The organism is Desulfitobacterium hafniense DCB-2 (assembly GCF_000021925.1).
GTDB lineage: Bacteria > Bacillota > Desulfitobacteriia > Desulfitobacteriales > Desulfitobacteriaceae > Desulfitobacterium > Desulfitobacterium hafniense.
Window position 1 is genome coordinate 3,170,851 of the sequence record NC_011830.1, and the last position, 19,702, is coordinate 3,190,552.

Here is a 19,702-nt window from a genome sequence, read left to right on the forward strand (position 1 = left end):
GACTCCTTTTAAGAGCCTTCCTTTTGATCAGTTAACATTTTTAACGATTAAGAATCAACCAAAGCGTTCTTCAAATTCATCCATTGTCAAGAGGATTTGGCGGGGCTTACTGCCTTCATATCCTCCCACTACCCCATGCTCCTCGAGCAAATCAATCAAACGGGCAGCCCGGGCATAGCCCAATTTTAATTTTCTTTGCAAATAGGAAACGGAAGCCATACCTGTAGTAATGATCAGATGGCCTGCCTCCATAAAAAGCTCATCATCCGGTCCGACACCTTCACTTTTTCCCGAAGAGCCCGCGTTCAAAAATCCTTCCGGATCCAGATACTCAGGTGATCCCTGGGACTTCCAGTGTGTTATCACTTTCTGAACTTCATCATCGGCAACCATACAGCCTTGAACCCGCATGGGCTTATTCATACCTTGGGGCGAATAGAGCATATCTCCTCTTCCCAAGAGTTTTTCGGCTCCGGTAGAATCAAGGATGGTTCTGGAGTCGATCTGTGAACTTACGGCAAAGGAAATCCGGCTGGGAATATTAGCCTTAATCACCCCGGTGATAACATCCACTGAAGGTCTTTGGGTGGCGATGACCAAATGGATTCCGGCAGCTCTGGCCATCTGTGCCAGGCGGCAAATGGCTTCTTCCACCTCATCGGCTGCTACCATCATTAAATCCGCCAATTCATCAATAATAACCACAATCCAAGGCATAGCCGGGGCAAGAGGCTCAGCTTTGGCCCCGCTTTCCTGCCCAGCCTCCGCCGCCTTCATTTGATTATACCGTTCAATATCCCGTACACCGGAAGCGGCAAACAATTCATAGCGGGTTTCCATTTCCTTGACCACCCATTTCAGGGCGGCAGAGGCTTTTTTAGGGTCTGTCACCACAGGGGCCAAAAGGTGGGGAATTCCATTATAAAGACTCAATTCCACCATTTTAGGATCCACCATCAGAAATTTGACCTCATCGGGACGGGTATTAAAGAGCAGTGAATTGATGATAGCGGTAATACATACGCTCTTTCCTGAACCCGTGGCTCCGGCTACCAGCAAATGAGGCATCTTAGCTAAATTAGCCACAATGGATTGATTGCCGATATCTTTCCCTAAAGCAATGCGCAGCTTAGCTGACCCTTCCTTAAATTCCGGTGTCTCCAGAACTTCGCGGAAAGGCACAGCTCTGGGGTGCTTATTGGGCACTTCGATGCCAATAGCGGATTTGCCGGGAATCGGCGCTTCAATGCGCACGTCCCGGGCAGCTAACCCCAAAGCAATATCATCTGCTAAATTGACAATGCGGCTGATCTTCACCCCAGGAGCAGGCGCCAGCTCATAGCGAGTGATCACCGGCCCCCGGGCCACGCGGATGACCTTAGCCTGAACCCCGAAATCTTCCAACACCTTCTCCAGATGTTTTTGGGTATCCTGGTCATGAACCACTGTGACCTGAGGAAGCGGATCCAGTAATGCAAAGGAAGGCAAACTCCAAGCCTTGGCCTTCTTCAACGCCTCCGTGGTCTTTAGCTTAGGTTCAATAGCCTTATCTTCTTCATTCTCCCCATGAAAATTAACTGCGTTGCCTTCCAGATTGATTGCAGGCACTTGTTCTTCAATCTTCTGCTCAAATTGTGGGACAAGATCTTCCTGGATTCTAGGTTCTTCTCTTGAAATAAGTTCTTCTCTTATAATAGGTTCTTCTTCTGAAAGGAGAGAGGCCTCAGAAAGGGTCGCTTCTTCATAAGCAGGGGCTTTTGCCAAGGGTTCGAAATCAATTTTTTTCACGCTTTCTTTCTTGACCAGGCTGGGGGCAATACTGCGCACCAAATCCATCTTTTCCTGCAGCACTTTGGGGTTTTCCTTTTTGTGAGCCGCTTCGCTCCATGGCTCTTCCCGGGAAGGTTCCGAATTATAGGCAGGAGTCTGCAGGGGCTTGCCCAGTAAAGCTGCACGTTCTTCGGTGGAAATCCCTTGGGGCATTCTCCGCTCGTTCTTTAGCAACTGGGCCACTTGTCCCGGATAGCGATCAGGCTCCAAGCCGGTAATGTCCGGTTTTTCCCACTGGCGTTTACTGGGCAAAGCAGGCTCAATATTCCTTATTTCTTCCTCTATTTCGGAACTTACCTCATCAAAATAACTCGAGAATCCCTGCAGTGTTGTCAGGCGTGTACCAATGGGTTTAAAGGAAATATCTTTACCTTCTGTGAAATATGTATCGAAATCCCGGCCCAGGTCATCAAGCTCTGTCAAAGGCTCCATGGGCTTCATCTCTAAATCTGTGGAGAAATATTCTTTAAATCCTTTTAAGGGAACAAGCTTCCCTTTTGGCAGCTCCATACCTTGAGGAAAGAAAGTTTCCTCCCCGCGCTCTTCCTGAAGATTTGTCCTTTTCACCTTTTCCCTGGTTTTACCCCGGGGATAAGACTGTTTTCCCTTTGGCCTGGCTCCCTGCTTCCGCCCCCAAAGAGCCGATACCCATACACCAATGGCCAACACAAAAAAGACCAAGGGGGCAAGCCAAACCTTTTCTCCAAGAGGATATTTCATCAAATTATAAAGCCCCTTACCGACTGCAGTGAAACCTAATTCCCCCAGCAGGGCTAAGAATCCTAATATTGCCAATACTATAGCAACCACTTGCCGAACAGGCAGGGTTTTTCTTTTCCTTTTCGACACAGTCCCACCTCCACCACCTCTAATTATCCTTTATGTCTAAAGTATAGTCAAAGAGTTTTTTCGTTCGGCTAAAAACTCCTGACATATGTATAAAAAAACACAGACTCTTCCACGCCGGAAAGCCTGTGCTCCTTATATCTATTCAATACTCCAATACTATACCTTGCGAGTTCCTGCTTCCAAAAGTATAAAATCTCTCCTCAGTAATCTTACCATCCGGGCAAATGCAAACTTCCCCGGTATAGAGAAAATCTTCTTTATCCCAATATCTAAGGTCAACAAACTGTACCTTGGTTTCCGGGCTATCTGTACGGACCACATGAAAATAGGGTGTAAACCGGTTAAAAATATCCGCTAATTCGCCTTCCAAAGCATTATTAATTAGTGGATCTTCCGAATCCCATTGGGGCAACACTTTAAGGATTTTGGCATGCTTCTTCTTCATAACACCAAAGCTTACCGTATCCTTCTCGTAGAGTAAGAATGCCCAGCTAAAAGGGCGATACATGGCAGGCAGGACTTTTACCTGGCCACGGGGTACAACAAAAGTTTCCTCAAGTCGTTGCCGAGTCTTATAACGATCCATTTCCCTTATAAAAAGATAGATGAGTGCAACAGCAAAGGTTGTTAAGCTTGAATACAATCCAAATTCCGGCCGCGTGAATGAAACAATAAAGGAAGAAAAGAACAAGACAAAAATCACCGGTTCAGTTACCATGGCCATATTCACCGTGAACTTCTTCTTATAAAAAGGCCATAAAAGCTGAGCACCATAAGAATTCAATAAATCAGCAATTCCATGAGACAGAGTTCCTATCAACGTCCAAAATACAACAACTAACCAGGAACTGGTGGGAAAAGTATAATGAACAAGCGTGCCTAAACCTAATGCCATTCCTCCCAAAGCCAGGAATGAGTGGCTGGCTCCCCGGTGTTTCAATAAATAATTAAGTCTGCCTTTGAGATGGGTGACGATATCCAAATCAGGAACCATTGCTCCCAATGTGCAACCTATGAAAATTGGATCATTGAGTTGGATCGGGTGCCCCGAAAGATTAGCCAACGCAGCACCGATTAAGCCATGAGTAATTGGATCGATGTTTAACACCCCCAAAGGATTTTATTAGCCTGCTTGCCATTTTTTTTACGAACGAATTCATTATATCATATCTAAAATACATTTTGGGTTTCCTCATTATAGGAAATTTTTATTTTTCGTAACTTTTTTGCCAATCTCAGCTAGGTCAAAAATTACCCCAGTGCCATCCCGAAAAAATTCAGAACAGCACCGGGGAATATTCCTGCACTATGTTTTCGCAATGAAGTAATGAAGCCATGAAGCATTGCCCAACTGCTGTAAGATTCCATTTATTTGCTGGAGTGGGCGGCCACTTTAATCGAGCTATTGATGCTCTTGATCCCCTCCACATGCTGTCCCATGGATTCAGCCCATCTTCGATCTTCATCGGAATAGACCTCACCTGTCATATAAGCTATGCCATCCTGAACAAAGGCCCGCACAAGTTGAGATGTCATGCCATGCTGCCCCAGCTTGCGTACGAGTTGTTCCGTCATATAGAGATCCTCACCTTGAGAACGATGACGGGAGAAGATCTCGCTGACCACAGCTTTAACCCCTGGTACTTGATAGGCTGTATCCACTGCCCATTCCATCTCCTCTTGGGTATTAACCATTCCCGTAAGCGTAATCAGACCATTGCGAGCCGATGTTTTGATTTCATGGGCATTCACCCATGGAGAAGCTACTAGGGCATTTTCAACACGGTTAACAAGGGTGGCATCGTCCACAGCCTTTTCCAGGAAATCAATTTCACTACGAACTTCTTTTACCCCTCTAACCTGAGAAGCAATTCGTTTCGCCAGCCGCTCACTGCTTTGCGTCTCCAGATGTCCAAGCAAAGTCACAATCCCTTTGCTTGCCCGGCACCCTAAATGCATGATCTCTTCAAAATTAGATTGAGCAAAACGCTCAACCACTTGCTTTTCAATATCTTTATCGGTGATTTTTCCGTCGTTGGCAACCGTCAGAGAATTATCCAGCTCTTTTACACCGTCGATGCGGCCAATTCTTTGCCCGATAAAGTCTTTTTCAGCAAGACTATCCACTGTCCCCCATAGGGAAACTTTATCCCCTTTGACTTCAATATGGATTCCTTGGCCTGATTCCCCAAAGTGAGTTTGGATAAGAATTTTTATGTCTTCATGAACATCCTGTTCCGGTCGTGATTTTTGCATTCTTTTGTCCCTCCAGCTCAAAAACTAACCTTAGTTTCTCACTGAAAGGGCTTTTTTATCCTTAAGTAAATAAATCAACCCAGTCTTTCTGGCTTTCTAAAAATCAAGCTTAAGAAAAGTCTGCAGTTCACGACTGCATTGTTCCGGAACCTCAATCTCTCCCAGTTTAACCGGTCCGAATAAACCATGAAAATCGCTGCCACCGGTCGTCAGGATAGCTTTATCCTGAGCTATAGTTTTATAGTTTTGAATCAAGGCTTCCCGTTGCTCCCAATAACCATAATAGACCTCCAAACCCATGGGGAGATAGGATAAAAGCTCACCCACCATACGATCGTCCCGTAACAACCCGGGATGGGCCAACACAGGGACACCACCGCATGTGTAGATCAAATCAACAGCTTCTTCAAAAGGATGTTCCAAAAATGGCAAGTAGGCAATACCGTAAGGCTGGAAAAGTTTCGCTATCACAGGCCACTGGATAGTGCCGTTCTCATGTTCATGAAGAGCCCGCATAATATGGCCTTTGCTTACCGCTCCTTCAGGATTAGCAATTTTCTCCACCTCCGCCCATTTCAGGGTGAATCCATCCTTCTGTAACCTTTTGACCATTTCAAAAGCCAAATAGGTTCGCTGCTGCCGAAGTTCCTTTAGCCGTGATTGGAGATCTGAATGCATCATCGCCGCATAAGAAAAATAACCGAGCAAATGGACTTCCTTACCTTTGAAAGCTGTGATCAGCTCAACGCCGGGGATAATATTCAAATTATGCTTTTGGCCTAATTCCATGGCTTCCGGGACGCCGTTGGTGGTCTCATGATCGGTCAAAGCCAAAACACGAACCCCCCGTTCGGCAGCCTCCTGGATAACTCCAGCCACTGAAAGAGAACCGTCCGACTCTATTGTATGAATGTGTAAATCGATAGCCGTTGGAGCCACCTCCCCTACTCTCAAAGGATATTATGATTCTTTCTTTTTTATTAATCAAAAATCCTGCTTTCTAAAAAGCATAATAAAAGGGACGGCTTCTCTAAATAAGAAGTCTGTCCCCCTTGATGTTCTAATATAACTGCCTGTGGCTCATGAGCAAATATTTCATCACTGTTTACCGTAATTTAATGTTTTGCTTATCTACGCAGCACGGATCCGGCACGAAATCCGGTATGCTTGCCGTGATCGATAACAATCTGGCCATTGATCAAAACGTAGTCGATCCCTTCCGGATACCGGGCAGGATTCGTGAAATCCCCTTTATCAATAATCGTGTCCCGATCGAAGATGCAAATATCGGCAAAGTACCCTTCCCGCAGCAAACCTCTCTCCTTCAACCCAAAGACTTCTGCCGGTTTACCTGTCATCTTGCGGACAGCTTCTTCCAGAGAGAGTGCCTTTTGTTCGCGGACATATTTACCCAACACACGTGGGAACGACCCGTAGACACGGGGATGGGGTTTACCGCCCAGCAAGCCATCTGTGCAGACATTCTGCTCAGGCATAGTCATGAAACGGATAACATGCTCTTCTTTCCCATAATAATCATACATGCCAACAGCATTTTCTTCCTCGTAAAGAAGATCAAATACGGCATCGTAGGGATCCTTGCCGCGCAGCTCTCCAATCTGGACAAGATTCAGACCAATGACATCTTCGTTCTTTTTATTTTTAACACTGGTTACATAGATGCCGTCCAGACCTGCAAAATCAACAAAGTTATCCCACCCGGGAATACCATGTTCAATATCATGGATCATCTTAGTGCGCAATTCCGGATCTTCCAGACGCTTAAGCAGTTTGTCCGTACCGCCGTCATGGGCCCAAGGAGGAAGGATGACTCCCAGCATGGTGCTGCCGGCAACATAAGGGTACTGGTCAAATGATACCTGGATACCTTCAGCCCTTGCTTCCTTGAGGAGTTCAATCTGACGATCGATCTTGCTCCAGTTGGGCTTTCCACAAACTTTAAAATGCGACCAATGCACCTTAATGCCGCTTTGTCTGCCGATTTCGATAACTTCCTTCATTGAGTTTATGATATCATCCGCTTCACTGCGCTGATGAACGACAAATACTCCATCATATTCTGCTGCTACTTTGCATATCTCAACCACCTCGTTCATCCCGGAATAAGCGCAGGGCATATAAATCAAACCGGTAGAAACTCCAAAAGCACCGGATTCCATTTCCCGTCGGGTAATCTCTCTCATCTTTTGAATTTCTTCTTCGGTTGGCTCTCTATTATCCAACCCCATGGCCTTCATACGGATATTTCCATGGGGTACCAGATAGCACGCATTAAGACCGGGGCGTGCCTCTTCAATTGCCTGCAGATAGTCTTCAGTTGTCGCCAAGTCTTCCCAATGGATATCGTCACTGTCTCCGTCCAATCCAGCAAGGTTCTTACGCCAGGACTGAATATATTGTTGAGGTAGCGGAACCAAAGAAATACCGTCCTGCCCCAATACCTCCGTTGTGATACCCTGCATAACCTTCGGCAGAACTTCCGGATCGGTCAGAATCTGTATATCTGAATGACTATGAGTATCAATAAAACCTGGGGCGATAACATGCCCTTCTACATCGATGACCCGATCGGCCTCAACATCGCCAAGATTTCCGATACTCATAATCTTGTCATTTTCGATAAGTAGATCGCCATAATAGCCGGGAGCAGCACTGCCATCAACAATAAAACCGTTTTTCAGTAAAGTTTTCATAGTCAGACCCTCCATTTCACTGTGTACAACACTGTCAGACCATTGATATAGGGGCCGGACTTAAGATCAGAAGACTTCAGTCACAGCCCCAACCGGGTTCTTTGCTAATCAAGACGATGTCATCAATTATTGAATATCTTCATTAAATTCGATAACCTGCCCGATTTTTTGATCATGTTTCTTCATTGTAAAATTCTTCATCAGGACAACGTAGACAACCGGAGCCACAAGCAGACCGATGAAAAATGCATAGGTACTGCTGATGAAGCTCAATCCGAAACCGGCCACCAAAGCAATTACTGCACTCATATTGAATCCGTTATTATACTGATACTGCCCGCCAGCAGTGTATAAATCCTGAACATTGAGCTTGCATTTTCTGATAATGAAATAGTCGGCCAGCAAAATTCCCATCACCGGTCCAAGCATTGTGGAGATATAGACCTGCATATCAACAAGGAATGTACCGGAGTTTTGAATTTTCCACGGTTGCATGGCTACTGCAATCACACCGCAAATAATTGACGCCACTTTAAAGTTAAGCTTGGGAAAAATGCTGATGAGAACATAGGAAGGGGGCATCAGATTACCGACAGTGTTTGTAGACCATTGAGCAAATACCACAGCGATTAACGCCAGAATCAAGCCGAAATTGCTGTCAAAGAGCTTCACACAGATTGCGTTCAAATCCCATTCACCCGTCGTGATTCCTGCTGCCATACCAATCAGCATGCAAATTACGCCGATCACCATCAGACCGAAAAACTGACCGATTAAAGCACGCTTGTTACGGGCCAGTAAACCTTTTTTCTCATAGTTGGGTACATGCTCGATCTGGCGAGCCAAGTCGGAACCATTCAGGGCCATGGTGATCCAGCCCCCGGCGATACCGGAAATAGCATAAATGACAGACATGTTGCCGTTACCCTTTGTGGCCATAATATCGGTAACAGTGACACCGTAGGCATTTCCGATGGCGATAGCAATGGCCACAAAAAGAATGGCCAGTGCCGGAATGGCGATCCAGTCAAATTTCGCCATCGCCTTTAGACCGTACATAGCATTAACCACCTGAAATACGGCAAAGGCAATGATCATTAAGGTTAAATTGCTAAAGCCGAAAAGAATTTCCATAATATAGTTTAAAGCAGCCGCACCGACCCAAGTTTGAAAACCGAACCAATACAGAGCCGGAACCGCACGCAGCAGACCGGCAATGGATGAACCTTTGTAACCAAAGGGCGCGCGGGCATATACTGCAAAAGGTACGCCATAAAGGGTCCCGATATCCCCAATCAGTGCTGTTAGGGCAGTCACTATACCGTAACCGATAAGAATCACAAAAACCATCGTCCAAGCACTGAGACCATCGCCATTGTTATAATACTGTGCGCCAAGGGAGAAAGCTACTACGTTAATCGTCATACCTGCCCAAAGAATAAAGTAGTCCGCTAATGACATTGTTCTTTCAGACTTACCTGCTGGCATTAATTCAGGGCTTCTTAAAGAAGCCGAGCGGTTTGGAGAATTCATACACTATTCCCTCCATAAAATTGTATTAAATGACGATTTGCTATAATTTAATCAAGACCAAATCTCTCCAGATATTTTGAATCGATTTTTCGTTTAATAAATTGACCGGCACCTTTTTCTCCTCTAAATTCACCGTTTTCTACAATGACTTTCCCCCGGGCGATCGTCATAATAGGGTAACCCTTTACCTTGAAGCCTTCATGCAAGCAATAACTGATATTGTTGTGGAGAATATCCTTAGATAGAGTTACCTCCTGAGCCATATCCACAATAACCAGATCCGCATCAGACCCAGGGGCGATGATACCTTTCTGTGGGTAGCAGCCATAGATCTTAGCAACATTGGTGCTGGTCAGGGCACAAACCTGGTTGATCGTCAGGCGTCCTTTCCCTGCTCCCTCAGAAAGAAGAATCGGCAAGCGAACCTCCAATCCGGACATGCCATTGACTACCTTGGTGAAATCCTGAATATACTTGCCGTTTTCGTCTTTTTCAAGAAAGGCTGCTTTTTCATTAGTGTCAAACGTGCAGTCGTCAGAGCCGGTGACGGATATTGTACCATCCTGCAGCCCCTGCCATAAGTCTTCAGCATCCTGGGGCGTGCGCAGCGGAGGAGAGCATAGGTATAAATACCCCTCTTCCTTTTCATAATTATCATCGAACAAGGTAAGATAGTGGGGACCGGTCTCCACATAGATGGGAAATCCTGATTCATGGGCACGGCGGGCAACATCCAACGCTTCTTTATGGGTTGTATGGACCACCATAACGGGGCAGTCCACATACTCCGCAAGTCTGCATGCCCGTTCAAAGGCTGCTGCTTCGCACTTCTGAGGCTTGGTCTTTGCGAAGTTAACCCAACTCAGATCGCCGATTTTCTTTACTTTTTCGATGGCATCTTCCGCCATGGTATTGTCCTCACAGTGGAGCATGGGCAGACCGCCCACTTCCTTTGCTTTTTCAAAGACTTTGAGCATGGTCTCCTCATCGATCATGACCCCTTCCTTTTTGTAGGTCATAAACATTTTAAAGGTCGGTACGCCGTACTCGGCCAGTTGGGGGATTTCTTCCACCAGCTCGGGAGGAGACTTGACAAACTTTCCGTGGACACTAAAGTCTATGGCAGATTCCTCCATCTCCGCCCTGCGTTCTTTGACAGCTTCCAAAACGGATTTTCCCGGAAAAACATTGGCAAAATCCATAAACATGGTTACCCCGCCGAAAGCACCGCTGACGCTCTGTTGATAGAAGGTATTGGCGCCTAAACATCCTTGAAAAGGGGCCATGCAGTGCATGTGGGCTTCGATCACACCAGGCATAACATACTTTCCTGTCGCATCAATGGTTCGAATTCCTTCAGCGGCTTCATAAAACCCAAGACCGACAATTTTGTCATCTTTTATGGCTACATCACATATTGTGCTGGATGACGGGGAAACAACGGTTCCGTTCTTAATGATAAGATCGTACATAATTTTCTCCCTTCTCTTTGCGATGACGTTGGTTTAAGACACTTTTTCAAACCGTATAAAAGATTCGGCAAAATGCATTCATCACATGTCAAGCAAGCCCTTACTGATGGACATATAGGCGCTGACAGCACCATACAGCTGTTCAAGCTCGATATACTCGTCGGTAATATGGGCCAGATGTTCCCATGAGGGACCTAAACCGATGGTGCGAATCTTTGCTTCCCCTGCATAATGGCTTCCGTTAGTGCAAAATTGCCAAGTAGAAATTTGCGAACTGAAGTTATTTTTTTGCAATTCCTGATAAGCCGCCTGCACAAAATCATCACCCTCGTTATACAGCCAGGCAGGGAAGAATCTTTCCCCTTCGATGACTGCCCCTGTATAACATTTTTCGGAACCCCACGCATAGGAAACTTTCGCCTCCAGCTCAGGGTCATTTTCCTGCAGCTTCTTGATCAGATCCTGAATAGGAGCCAGCACGCTTTCTTTCGTTTCATCGACAAGAGTGCGGCGATCATAGGTAGCCCGGCAGTATTGAGGTACTACCGACGCTCCGGGATAGGGGGATGACTTTATATCTGTCAACTCTAAAATTCCTTTGCCGAGCACAGGATGATTGTTGACCGGCAATCCTTTTATCCCTTCTATAATCTGCATCATCTTATAAACGGCGTTGACACCTTTTTCGGGATTGGAAGAATGAGCGGGGCGGCCAAAGGTTTCCACGACAATTTCGGCACGACCTCTCTGGCCAATCCGCAGATCCAGATGTGAAGGCTCACAAATAACCACAATATCAGGTTGAACTATTTCGCTGATGGAGCGGGCGGCAACACCTTCGAAGCACTCTTCGTGACAGCTTCCCGCCACATATATTTCACCGGCAAAATCACGGTTGGTATCTTCGGCGAAAAAGGCCGCTGCACAACAGGCGGCAGATAAACCGCCTTTCATATCTGTGGCTCCCCGGCCATAAATACGGCCGTTCTCAATTTCTGCACCAAAAGGATCATGAGTCCAAACCTTTGGATCGGCAACAGGTACCTCGTCCATGTGGCCCTCATACAAGATTTTTTTGCCGGGTCTGTTACCTTTAATGCAGCCAATGATGTTGCCGTACTTATCCTTTTTTATGGTGTCGAATTGATGCATGCGAAAAAACTTTTCCATAATGTCGACAACATCTTGTTCTTCTCCTGACATGGACTTTGCCCGCATCAGATCACTGCACAGCTCCACAACTTTCCCTTGTCTTTCCGAATTTAACATAAAATCTATTTCCTCCTTTTCACTTTATAATTCAGCAATCGCTTCAATCTCACAAAGAACGCCTTTCGGCAGAGCTCTCACTGCCACACAGCTGCGGGCTGGTTTAGAAACAAAATAGCGGGCATAGACCTCGTTAAAGGCCGCGAAATCATTCATGTCCGTTAAAAAACAGGTGGTTTTTATAACCTTTGAAAAGTCTGAATCAGCTGCTTCCAAAATAGCTCCCACGTTTTTACAGCTTTGCTCTGCTTGTCCGGCAATGCCCGCGGCAACATCACCAGAGGTAGGATCGACAGGAATCTGCCCGGAAGTATAGACAAGATCACCACTGATAAATCCTTGGGAATAGGGACCGATGGCACCCGGTGCTTTTGCTGTTCTGATTTCCTTCATTATCAAATCTCCTTTATCACTGATTACTTGCAGCTGGGATATTTTCCATCCCAAACAATGGCCTGATAATTTTCCTGATCCGTATCTCCTTCGGTACTGAAGAAGAGAACCCGCGAGTTTTCGTTCAACTGAAGCTGATCTTTTATCTCCTTATACAGCGGATTCGTCATGATCTCTGCCACACAGCCAAATGGAGCCGCACCGCTTTCACCTGAAATGACTCTCTCGTCTCCTTGAACAGGATTGCCAAGGATGCGCATTCCCTTTGCTGCGACGTAATCAGGGCAAGATATAAAATGATCTGCATAGTCTTTCAGAACTTCCCAGGCAATGCTGCACGGCTCTCCGCAGGCGAGTCCGGCCATGATGGTGTTCATCTCTCCCGTGACAAAATGCCGCTCCCCATCATCTGCCTGGGCAGTAAGATACAGGCAGTCTGCCTTATTGGGCTCAACAATGGCGATGATCGGGCGTTCTTCACCATACAGTGAAGCGAAGAAACCAGTGACCGCTCCAGCCATAGAACCGACCCCAGCCTGCAAGAAGATGTGGGTTGGTTTTTCCTTTAATTGACCATAAACCTCATAGCCCAAGGTGCCGTATCCTTGCATGATCCAACGGGGAATATCTTCATAGCCTTGCCAGGCCGTATCCTGTACCATAATCCAGCCATTTTCTTCTGCTTTGCGGTTAGCCAAACGGACGGCTTCATCATAATTCAGCTCAGTAATGGATGCCTCAGCTCCCTCAGCCCGGATATTCTCCAGCCGCTCAGGCGCACTCCCCTTTGGCATATAGACGACAGAACGCTGCTTAAGCTGGTTCGCTGTCCAGGCGACACCACGGCCATGATTTCCATCAGTCGCCGTTACAAAGGTCAGTTCACCAAGCTTGCTGCGAACTTCCTCTGAAACCATCTTCTCGTAAGGAAGATCTCGAATATCGGTACCCAGCTTTGAAGCAATATAGTTGCCGATTGCATAGCTCCCCCCCAAAACCTTGAAGGCATTGAGTCCGAAACGATACGATTCATCCTTGACATAGACGGTGCCAAGCCCCAGGGCTTGAGCCGTGTTTTTCAATTCCCGCAGCGGCGTTTTTTGGTAAATGGGAAAGCTGACATGAAAGCTATGGACCTTTTCAGCTTCCTCCAAATTCAAAAATGTCAGATCGCTTGCCTTTTGTTTATCACGCTGAAATGAAATAATTTTAATCTCTTCTTTCACCAGAGATCCTCCTTTCATATGACCACTTAGGGTCAGTCTTTAAATATTAACCACAACAATACAATTGCAATTTTCGTGCCAATCACATTATTGTCTTGAATCATTAATAAAAAAATGCAACATATCAGAAATGTTGCATTTTACTCAATATTTTTGAACAAATTTATCTAGGCTCAATTCAGCATACACACTTTCCATTATTCTCATTTCAATAATTTTCTCAATGTGAGAATAACAGAATTATCAATTTGAGAATTGTTCTAGTTTACGATATAAAGTTGCAAGACTAATACCGAGACTTTTCGCCGCCTCTTTTTTCCCTTGAGTATTCATACCGTGAAGACGCAGAGCTTTTGCTATTTCTCGTTGTTCAACCTCCTGCAGGGGTATTACCTTTTCCTCAGAACCGTGCTTTTTTTCTTTTTCATAAGAGCTATCCGCCTGAATTATGACAGTATGTTCATTAACCAAAAAATCCTTGGGTAATGTTTCTAACCCCAGAACATCCTGATCATTGCACATATTCACCATATATTCCACTGTGTTTTCCAATTCCCGAACATTGCCGTACCATGGATACTCCAGCAAGGCGCGCATCGCTGCCGGTGAAATTTCACGCTCCGGCTTGCCAAGCCTTACCGCATACCGTTGGGCAAATAAGTTGGCAAGAACGGGAATATCCTCAAGACGGTGGCGAAGGGGCAGAATCTTCACAGGAATCACGTTCAGTCTATAATACAGATCTTCGCGGAATTTGCCATTGGCAATCATGGTTCGGATATCTTTATTTGTAGCGGCAATGACACGCACATCGATGGAAATCAAGTGATTGGAACCGATACGGGTGATTTTACGTTCCTGAAGAACACGTAGAAGCTTGGCCTGCAAATACAGGGGCATATCGCCGATCTCATCCAGAAAGATGATCCCCTGATTAGCCAGTTCAAATTTTCCTACCCGGCCGTTAGGATCGGCTCCTGTAAAAGCCCCTTTTACATAACCGAATAATTCAGCTTCCAGCAGACTCTCAGGAATAGCCGCACAATTCACCGCTACAAATTGCTGTTCTTTACGATCACCGGCACGCCAAATAGCGGTAGCCACAACCTCCTTGCCGGTACCGCTTTCTCCAGTGATAAGCACTGTTGAAGTGCTGTTCGCTATTTTTCCAATTTGGGTACGAAGGGCTATCGTCTCTTGACTATTGCCTACAACTATACCTTCACTCACCGCAGCAGTCATGGCGTACAATTTTTTATTCAGATCACGGGTTGGGGTAAACGATAGAAGCTCGGCATAAGAGTCATCCGCTTTGAGCAAAGAATTAATTTGGCCAAGAATACGAAATGTCTTTGCTCCGACATTCAACATATATTCTGTCTTCCCGTTAAGCTTATCCCCGGTTGGAGACAACATAATCCGCATACCTTCGAGAGTGTTCAACATCAGCTGCTGCTTGGCGGCCCGATTGGCCATGGTGATGGTATGCTTGCGGCTGACAATGAGAACCCCTTCTTCCATATTATTAATAGCAAAAGCAAGCGTTGACAGCATTGACTCCTTTTCCTTGCGATCGATCTGTTCGATCGCTTTAGCCGCAATAAAATTAGCGATCTGCTCAATCAACCCAAGATATGTCTCTTCATCCGCCAGGATCGCATTGCGTTGCTGGGCATTGGAACCCACCAATCCGATCACACCTATAATTTGATCACTGGCCCAGATCGGCATAGCAATCTCTATTTCTTCAGCACAGCTGTCCCGCTTGGGACAATTGTTACAGATCAATTCATGACCTGGAGAGTAAATAACCTGAAGCCGGCCTTCTTTTATAACATGACTATAGGCATATCCCTCTGCGGACATATCCTCGTTTACATGATCAGCAAACATACCGGTACCGGCTACCCGAAATAATTCCGTATCCACAACCTCTACGTCCACTCTTGATATCTTTGCCATAATCTCTGTATATTTTTTGACTGTCTCTTGGATTTCGAGTAAAACACTTGCCATTTCATTCCTCCGGCGTCAGTATAATTTCATTGAATTATTATCCAGGCTGAATGTCGGGAATCCATGCAAAGCTTTTCCCATGACAAAATCGCTCCACATCTGCAGTATACTGCAGATGTGGAGCCAACACAACCTGTCTTCTCAATTAGTCCTCTCACTTAAAAGAGCTGAAATTATATTCAATGAGTCTTTCAAGAGTATTGATCGAAGGACGTTCCTGCACTCTTTCCCGCACAAAACTCTGCGACAGGATTACAGCCTTCATATGTTACGGTTCTTGGCTCTATGACATATCTTAATAAATAGGGAAGTGATGATTATGGCAAATGAAAATGTTGATTTAACCCTAACCTATGAAGAAAGAGCAGGGGATTTACTCTTTCTTCTCGGCACGATCTTGGCTTTTATATCGAACTATCAAGAAGAACAAGCACTTCTCACCGAGAACGTTTCAATGGTTAAACCAAAAGATATTGATTCTGCCATGTCCATCACAGCTGCAAGCTGGCTTTTCTTTCTCGCCAGCATCCTTTTCACCCATGTGGCGATTGTCCGCTTAGAAGAACTGGGATCAACCGCCAACTTAAAAACCTCTCTTGTGTTGACCAGAGGCACAAAACTCGCCGTAATCGGTAATTTACTAAAGAGTGCTGGTTTTGGCATAGCAGCGATTGCTTACCAGCTTAAACTATTCTATTACAAATACGAATTTTAAGGGGCTATTCATGAACTAATCGTGTATCTGCTTCTTCAATTTGCTTTTCAATAAGTAAAAAACGGATAGTGAATCCGGTGTTCAACTACATCACCAGAAACACTATCCGCTTAGAAAAATGGCTCTGCTTCATTTCAGAACCGCTCTTGCCGTTTCGGTACGATTCGCTCCGGCATAGTAGCTATTCCCACTATCATTTGTCCCTTGTACCCCAACCCAGTGCTTCTGGGCAGCTTGATACTTGTTTGAGCTGTTTTTATGAACCATCGGGCATCCCAGCTTCTGGCTCAAGATAAGGGCTGCTCCCACATCCCCATCAGCATAGATAACAAGATTATCCACCATATCCTCCTCTCCTTTCAAATCCTTAGATTTTAAATCTTTAAACAGTTGCTCCCAGGGAAACTTCGCTCCTGGATCGTTCGGCCGATTTACACTGTCTGTGCGATAATGACCGATGATGTGGTCACTGTCCGGTTTAATTGCCGGAAACTTGGCCAGGAGCTGACCGTGAAGCCATAACGTAGACTGATACTGAGCATCGGTTAGCCCCTCCCCTTCTAAAGCCTCATGCTCAATGCCAATAGTATACAGGTTCGGATTTTTTCCATTATACAACTTCCAGTTCGGTTTATTGACAAGGCCGGCGTGCCACGCAGTATCCTCGTCTTTGACAAGCTGCAGGATTCGTCCATCCTTGAGTACGAGATAGTGACTGCTTGCCTGGGAGGCAGGATTCTGCATCCATGAGAGGCACCCCGGATATCGTCCTGCTGTGATGTGATTTATGATGGCAAAGACTTGATTACCACTTCTCCCCTGACGATAGTTCGGTGTGCCCACCCATTCGATTTTCATGCTTACTCTCCTTTCTGCTCAAGGCGATCAATCCTCTTATGAGCCTGTTTAGATGACTCCTCAACCCGGGTAAGACGTTCACCCATGGTATCCATGCGCTGCCCCTGGGCACGCTGCTCTATGCGGATATCATCTACCCCGCGCTTAAGGTACTCCATGTCGGTACGGATGGCTGTGTTGATTTCAGCGTCTATTCTGACTTCTCTTTTCGCTTCCTTTGCCCTTGCCGACCACCCTAAGATAATTCCGGACAGAGCTGCTACAATCCCAATGAGGGCTGTTATAATTGTAAAATCCAAATGCTATCACCTCTCGCTATACTATATTTATATAGACATGTCGTTATAATGGTGACTGACCCACTCCCCAGCTACCCCACTTCCCGCAAATTTCCGGCATAGGATTTTGGGCACAAAAACAGAGTGTGCCCTGATAAATGCCCACTTTTCGGCATCATTAAGCCAAAGCAGGAAATAAAATTTTTCCCTCGAATACTTGAACATTGCAATTCAGAAAGGAGATATTAAACATTATGGGAATATTTAGCGGGATGATGGGCAATGCCTCAGAGATTGACACCAAAGAAATTGAAAGCGAAGTAGGTCCTTTACTTTATGACTCAGAACAGATAACAAAGGCTTTTAAACTCATCAGAGATTTAATCGTGTTTACCAACAGCAGGTTGATTCTCGTGGACAAACAAGGCATCACCGGTAAAAAGATTGAGTATCACTCTATACCTTTCAGAAGTATCACGCACTTTGCTGTAGAGACAGCCGGTCACCTCGATCTCGACGCAGAATTAAAAATCTGGATTTCTGGCAATTCATCACCTATCACCAAGGAGTTTAAAAAAGACAAAAACATATTTGAAGTTCAGAAGGCTCTGGCCAACTCTATCGCCAGGTAATGTCTTTACGCAGCCGTTATGGCTGCTTAAAAAGAGGAGCACCTTTCTTCTCGTTGAAGGAAAACAATTACTTAATTACTTAAAGGAGGTAGCTCTCTCTTATAATTTCGCTGCCTCAGAACTTATACTCGTATAAGGAACTTATCGCGGCAGCGGAAAAATAGTAACGGTAAATCCTGACAATAAAAAAAGAACCCCGGCTCTAACTGCCAGGGTGTCTGCTCCTGCTGAAAAGAGACTTATGACTATATCCAATAATAAAATCATCCACTCACCATACTATATGCCTCTGACCGGGGATGTGTGACAAACACTCCCGGGAAAGGCGCTTTTTATAGTTCAACTAAATTTAATTTAAATCATCTACCGCATCAGTAAAGGCGTCCATATACTGTTCAAGCTTTCCTGTATCGAAAGAATTACTGGCATCATTTGCGACAGGCGGAGTACCTTTAATTTGATCATATAGACTATCTATCTCTGGGGATAACCTTCCCCATATTGATTTTATTTGAGAGTATTGTTCCTCGGCCAATCCGCCGATAAAACTATCATAATCTGCCTTTTTCTTCATTGTAGCATCGAGTTGTTCTAAGGTGAATTCAATATCAAGCGTCTGTCCTGTGCTGCTTTTTCCTCTTGCTATGTAGTGTTGGATGTCAACAAATCCTTCATTCCAAACTTTTCCTATCAACCAATTGCTTATCTCTTGTAGTTTATCTGTGTCACTGTTTCCGCTGTTTTCGTTGTTCCCATTCATGCTGTCCGAAAAACTAACTAATCCACCTGTTAGAGCGTCAGCTAATGCGTCGTCCCCTACAATTCTCCATCCTTCTTCGCTTTTAGAAAGATTAATGTCCACTGTTTTCGTTACGGTTTTAGTTTCGCTACTTACCAGGTTTGTGAATATTTCAAAAGACTTTTCATTTAATTGTTCTTCATTTAATCCACTGAAGGCAAGGGAAAAGAGCTGGGAGATAAACTCAGCCATTACGTTGCTCATATCCAGGTTGGTAATTTCAGTTTTGACAACAGCAGTTTTTTCTTCTTCTGATGACTCTAAAATCTTATATTCAATGTTTTTTAAAATCGCCTTGGACATCTCTTCCGACTTCTTTTCATCTTCAGTATCCGGGGTTCCTGTACTGCCCGCATTAACAATCTCATTATAATCAATGTACTTGGATGCTGCTTCGATGTCGGCGGCCTTAATCGCGTTAAGTGCCTTTTCTACAGATTGTTCTGCTGTCTCACCCTTTTTAGCCGTTACACCTTCTCCACCACACGCTGCAAGGGATAGAACTAAAGGAATAAGTAAAAATAGGAATAAGAATTTTTTCATTTATGCACCTCCATACTGCATATGGTAGCATATCCTAATTATGGAGCACAATACTTATTTTTCTATACCTTTAGGCTCTCCGCCAAATACCGCATTCAACATCTTCTTCTGCCAAGCTCAACGAGATATCAAGTATGCCTGAGAACTCTACTATCTTCCTACTGCGCCAGCTAAAAGTGAACAAGAAAATAATGCCGAAGAGCGCGGAACGCAGTGGGAAGATAGCGGAGCAGTATTTACAGCTTGAAACAGGAAACAGGTCAATGCGGTATGGGCCTCCTATTGGTGGAGAGGGTGGATTAGAAAAACCCGCCACTCA

At 45.1% G+C, this 19,702-nt stretch carries 16 protein-coding genes; 2 read left to right on the plus strand and 14 right to left on the minus strand.

Annotation, left to right across the window (positions count from 1 at the left end; genetic code table 11):
• Positions 1 to 54: 54 nt before the first annotated feature.
• The 11 genes from DHAF_RS14745 to DHAF_RS14795 all read right to left on the minus strand — a co-directional run bounded on the left by DHAF_RS14745 (position 55) and on the right by DHAF_RS14795 (position 15,558).
• The gene (locus tag DHAF_RS14745; protein ID WP_005812122.1) at positions 55 to 2,679 is read right to left on the minus strand and encodes a DNA translocase FtsK; all 2,625 of its coding nucleotides are present in this window, start codon (positions 2,677 to 2,679) and stop codon (positions 55 to 57) included.
• 142 nt (positions 2,680 to 2,821) lie between these two features.
• Positions 2,822 to 3,793 (minus strand): metal-dependent hydrolase, encoded by a 972-nt coding sequence (locus tag DHAF_RS14750; RefSeq protein ID WP_011459892.1) that lies wholly within the window; start codon positions 3,791 to 3,793, stop codon positions 2,822 to 2,824.
• A gap of 254 nt (positions 3,794 to 4,047) precedes the next feature.
• Entirely contained in the window at positions 4,048 to 4,935 is an 888-nt protein-coding gene (locus DHAF_RS14755) for a BON domain-containing protein (RefSeq protein WP_005812118.1), read from the minus strand.
• 96 nt (positions 4,936 to 5,031) lie between these two features.
• Positions 5,032 to 5,874, minus strand: coding sequence for a PHP domain-containing protein (locus DHAF_RS14760; RefSeq protein ID WP_005812116.1), 843 nt, complete (start codon positions 5,872 to 5,874; stop codon positions 5,032 to 5,034).
• A 188-nt stretch (positions 5,875 to 6,062) separates the two neighbouring features.
• Entirely contained in the window at positions 6,063 to 7,664 is a 1,602-nt protein-coding gene (locus tag DHAF_RS14765; RefSeq protein WP_005812114.1) for an N-acyl-D-amino-acid deacylase family protein, read from the minus strand.
• 111 nt (positions 7,665 to 7,775) lie between these two features.
• Positions 7,776 to 9,182 (minus strand): cytosine permease, encoded by a 1,407-nt coding sequence (locus DHAF_RS14770; protein WP_011459893.1) that lies wholly within the window; start codon positions 9,180 to 9,182, stop codon positions 7,776 to 7,778.
• Between the two features lie 47 nt (positions 9,183 to 9,229).
• Positions 9,230 to 10,654 (minus strand): dihydropyrimidinase, encoded by a 1,425-nt coding sequence (hydA, locus tag DHAF_RS14775; RefSeq protein WP_005812110.1) that lies wholly within the window; start codon positions 10,652 to 10,654, stop codon positions 9,230 to 9,232.
• A gap of 81 nt (positions 10,655 to 10,735) precedes the next feature.
• On the minus strand, positions 10,736 to 11,923 hold the full coding sequence (locus DHAF_RS14780) for a YgeY family selenium metabolism-linked hydrolase (RefSeq protein ID WP_005812108.1): 1,188 nt from the start codon (positions 11,921 to 11,923) through the stop codon (positions 10,736 to 10,738).
• Positions 11,924 to 11,947: 24 nt separating this feature from the next.
• Positions 11,948 to 12,316: a RidA family protein gene (locus tag DHAF_RS14785; RefSeq protein WP_005812106.1), complete on the minus strand. Its 369-nt coding sequence runs from the start codon at positions 12,314 to 12,316 to the stop codon at positions 11,948 to 11,950.
• Between the two features lie 23 nt (positions 12,317 to 12,339).
• Positions 12,340 to 13,560 (minus strand): diaminopropionate ammonia-lyase, encoded by a 1,221-nt coding sequence (gene dpaL / locus DHAF_RS14790; protein ID WP_005812104.1) that lies wholly within the window; start codon positions 13,558 to 13,560, stop codon positions 12,340 to 12,342.
• A gap of 225 nt (positions 13,561 to 13,785) precedes the next feature.
• Complete coding sequence (locus DHAF_RS14795; protein ID WP_005812102.1) at positions 13,786 to 15,558, minus strand: sigma-54-dependent Fis family transcriptional regulator; 1,773 nt, start codon at positions 15,556 to 15,558, stop codon at positions 13,786 to 13,788.
• Positions 15,559 to 15,877: 319 nt separating this feature from the next.
• On the opposite strand from DHAF_RS14795, the gene DHAF_RS14800 reads away from it, so the two are divergent.
• Positions 15,878 to 16,273 carry a hypothetical protein gene (locus tag DHAF_RS14800; protein WP_035214038.1) on the plus strand — a complete coding sequence of 132 codons (396 nt, stop codon included), beginning with the start codon at positions 15,878 to 15,880 and terminating at the stop codon, positions 16,271 to 16,273.
• 129 nt (positions 16,274 to 16,402) lie between these two features.
• On the opposite strand, the gene DHAF_RS14805 is transcribed toward DHAF_RS14800, so the two are convergent.
• Both DHAF_RS14805 and DHAF_RS14810 read right to left on the minus strand, forming a co-directional pair.
• Positions 16,403 to 17,131, minus strand: coding sequence for an N-acetylmuramoyl-L-alanine amidase (locus DHAF_RS14805; RefSeq protein ID WP_005812098.1), 729 nt, complete (start codon positions 17,129 to 17,131; stop codon positions 16,403 to 16,405).
• 2 nt (positions 17,132 to 17,133) lie between these two features.
• On the minus strand, positions 17,134 to 17,430 hold the full coding sequence (locus DHAF_RS14810) for a hypothetical protein (protein ID WP_005812096.1): 297 nt from the start codon (positions 17,428 to 17,430) through the stop codon (positions 17,134 to 17,136).
• 233 nt (positions 17,431 to 17,663) lie between these two features.
• Here DHAF_RS14810 and DHAF_RS14815 point away from each other — a divergent pair, with 233 nt between their 5' ends.
• The gene (locus DHAF_RS14815) at positions 17,664 to 18,041 is read left to right on the plus strand and encodes a PH domain-containing protein (protein ID WP_015944311.1); all 378 of its coding nucleotides are present in this window, start codon (positions 17,664 to 17,666) and stop codon (positions 18,039 to 18,041) included.
• A 349-nt stretch (positions 18,042 to 18,390) separates the two neighbouring features.
• On the opposite strand, the gene DHAF_RS14820 is transcribed toward DHAF_RS14815, so the two are convergent.
• Positions 18,391 to 19,383 (minus strand): hypothetical protein, encoded by a 993-nt coding sequence (locus DHAF_RS14820; RefSeq protein ID WP_005812091.1) that lies wholly within the window; start codon positions 19,381 to 19,383, stop codon positions 18,391 to 18,393.
• Positions 19,384 to 19,702: the final 319 nt, after the last annotated feature.

What these genes read in the sequence shown, in the direction of transcription:
- DHAF_RS14755 (WP_005812118.1), bottom strand. Translation starts at nt 4,935, where the DNA reads ATGCAAAAATCACGACCGGAACAGGATGTTCATGAAGACATAAAAATT.
- DHAF_RS14765 (WP_005812114.1), bottom strand. Translation starts at nt 7,664, where the DNA reads ATGGAGGGTCTGACTATGAAAACTTTACTGAAAAACGGTTTTATTGTT.
- DHAF_RS14770 (WP_011459893.1), bottom strand. Translation starts at nt 9,182, where the DNA reads ATGAATTCTCCAAACCGCTCGGCTTCTTTAAGAAGCCCTGAATTAATG.
- hydA (WP_005812110.1), bottom strand. Translation starts at nt 10,654, where the DNA reads ATGTACGATCTTATCATTAAGAACGGAACCGTTGTTTCCCCGTCATCC.
- DHAF_RS14780 (WP_005812108.1), bottom strand. Translation starts at nt 11,923, where the DNA reads ATGTTAAATTCGGAAAGACAAGGGAAAGTTGTGGAGCTGTGCAGTGAT.
- DHAF_RS14785 (WP_005812106.1), bottom strand. Translation starts at nt 12,316, where the DNA reads ATGAAGGAAATCAGAACAGCAAAAGCACCGGGTGCCATCGGTCCCTAT.
- dpaL (WP_005812104.1), bottom strand. Translation starts at nt 13,560, where the DNA reads ATGAAAGGAGGATCTCTGGTGAAAGAAGAGATTAAAATTATTTCATTT.
- DHAF_RS14795 (WP_005812102.1), bottom strand. Translation starts at nt 15,558, where the DNA reads ATGGCAAGTGTTTTACTCGAAATCCAAGAGACAGTCAAAAAATATACA.
- DHAF_RS14800 (WP_035214038.1), top strand. Translation starts at nt 15,878, where the DNA reads ATGGCAAATGAAAATGTTGATTTAACCCTAACCTATGAAGAAAGAGCA.
- DHAF_RS14805 (WP_005812098.1), bottom strand. Translation starts at nt 17,131, where the DNA reads ATGAAAATCGAATGGGTGGGCACACCGAACTATCGTCAGGGGAGAAGT.
- DHAF_RS14815 (WP_015944311.1), top strand. Translation starts at nt 17,664, where the DNA reads ATGGGAATATTTAGCGGGATGATGGGCAATGCCTCAGAGATTGACACC.
- DHAF_RS14820 (WP_005812091.1), bottom strand. Translation starts at nt 19,383, where the DNA reads ATGAAAAAATTCTTATTCCTATTTTTACTTATTCCTTTAGTTCTATCC.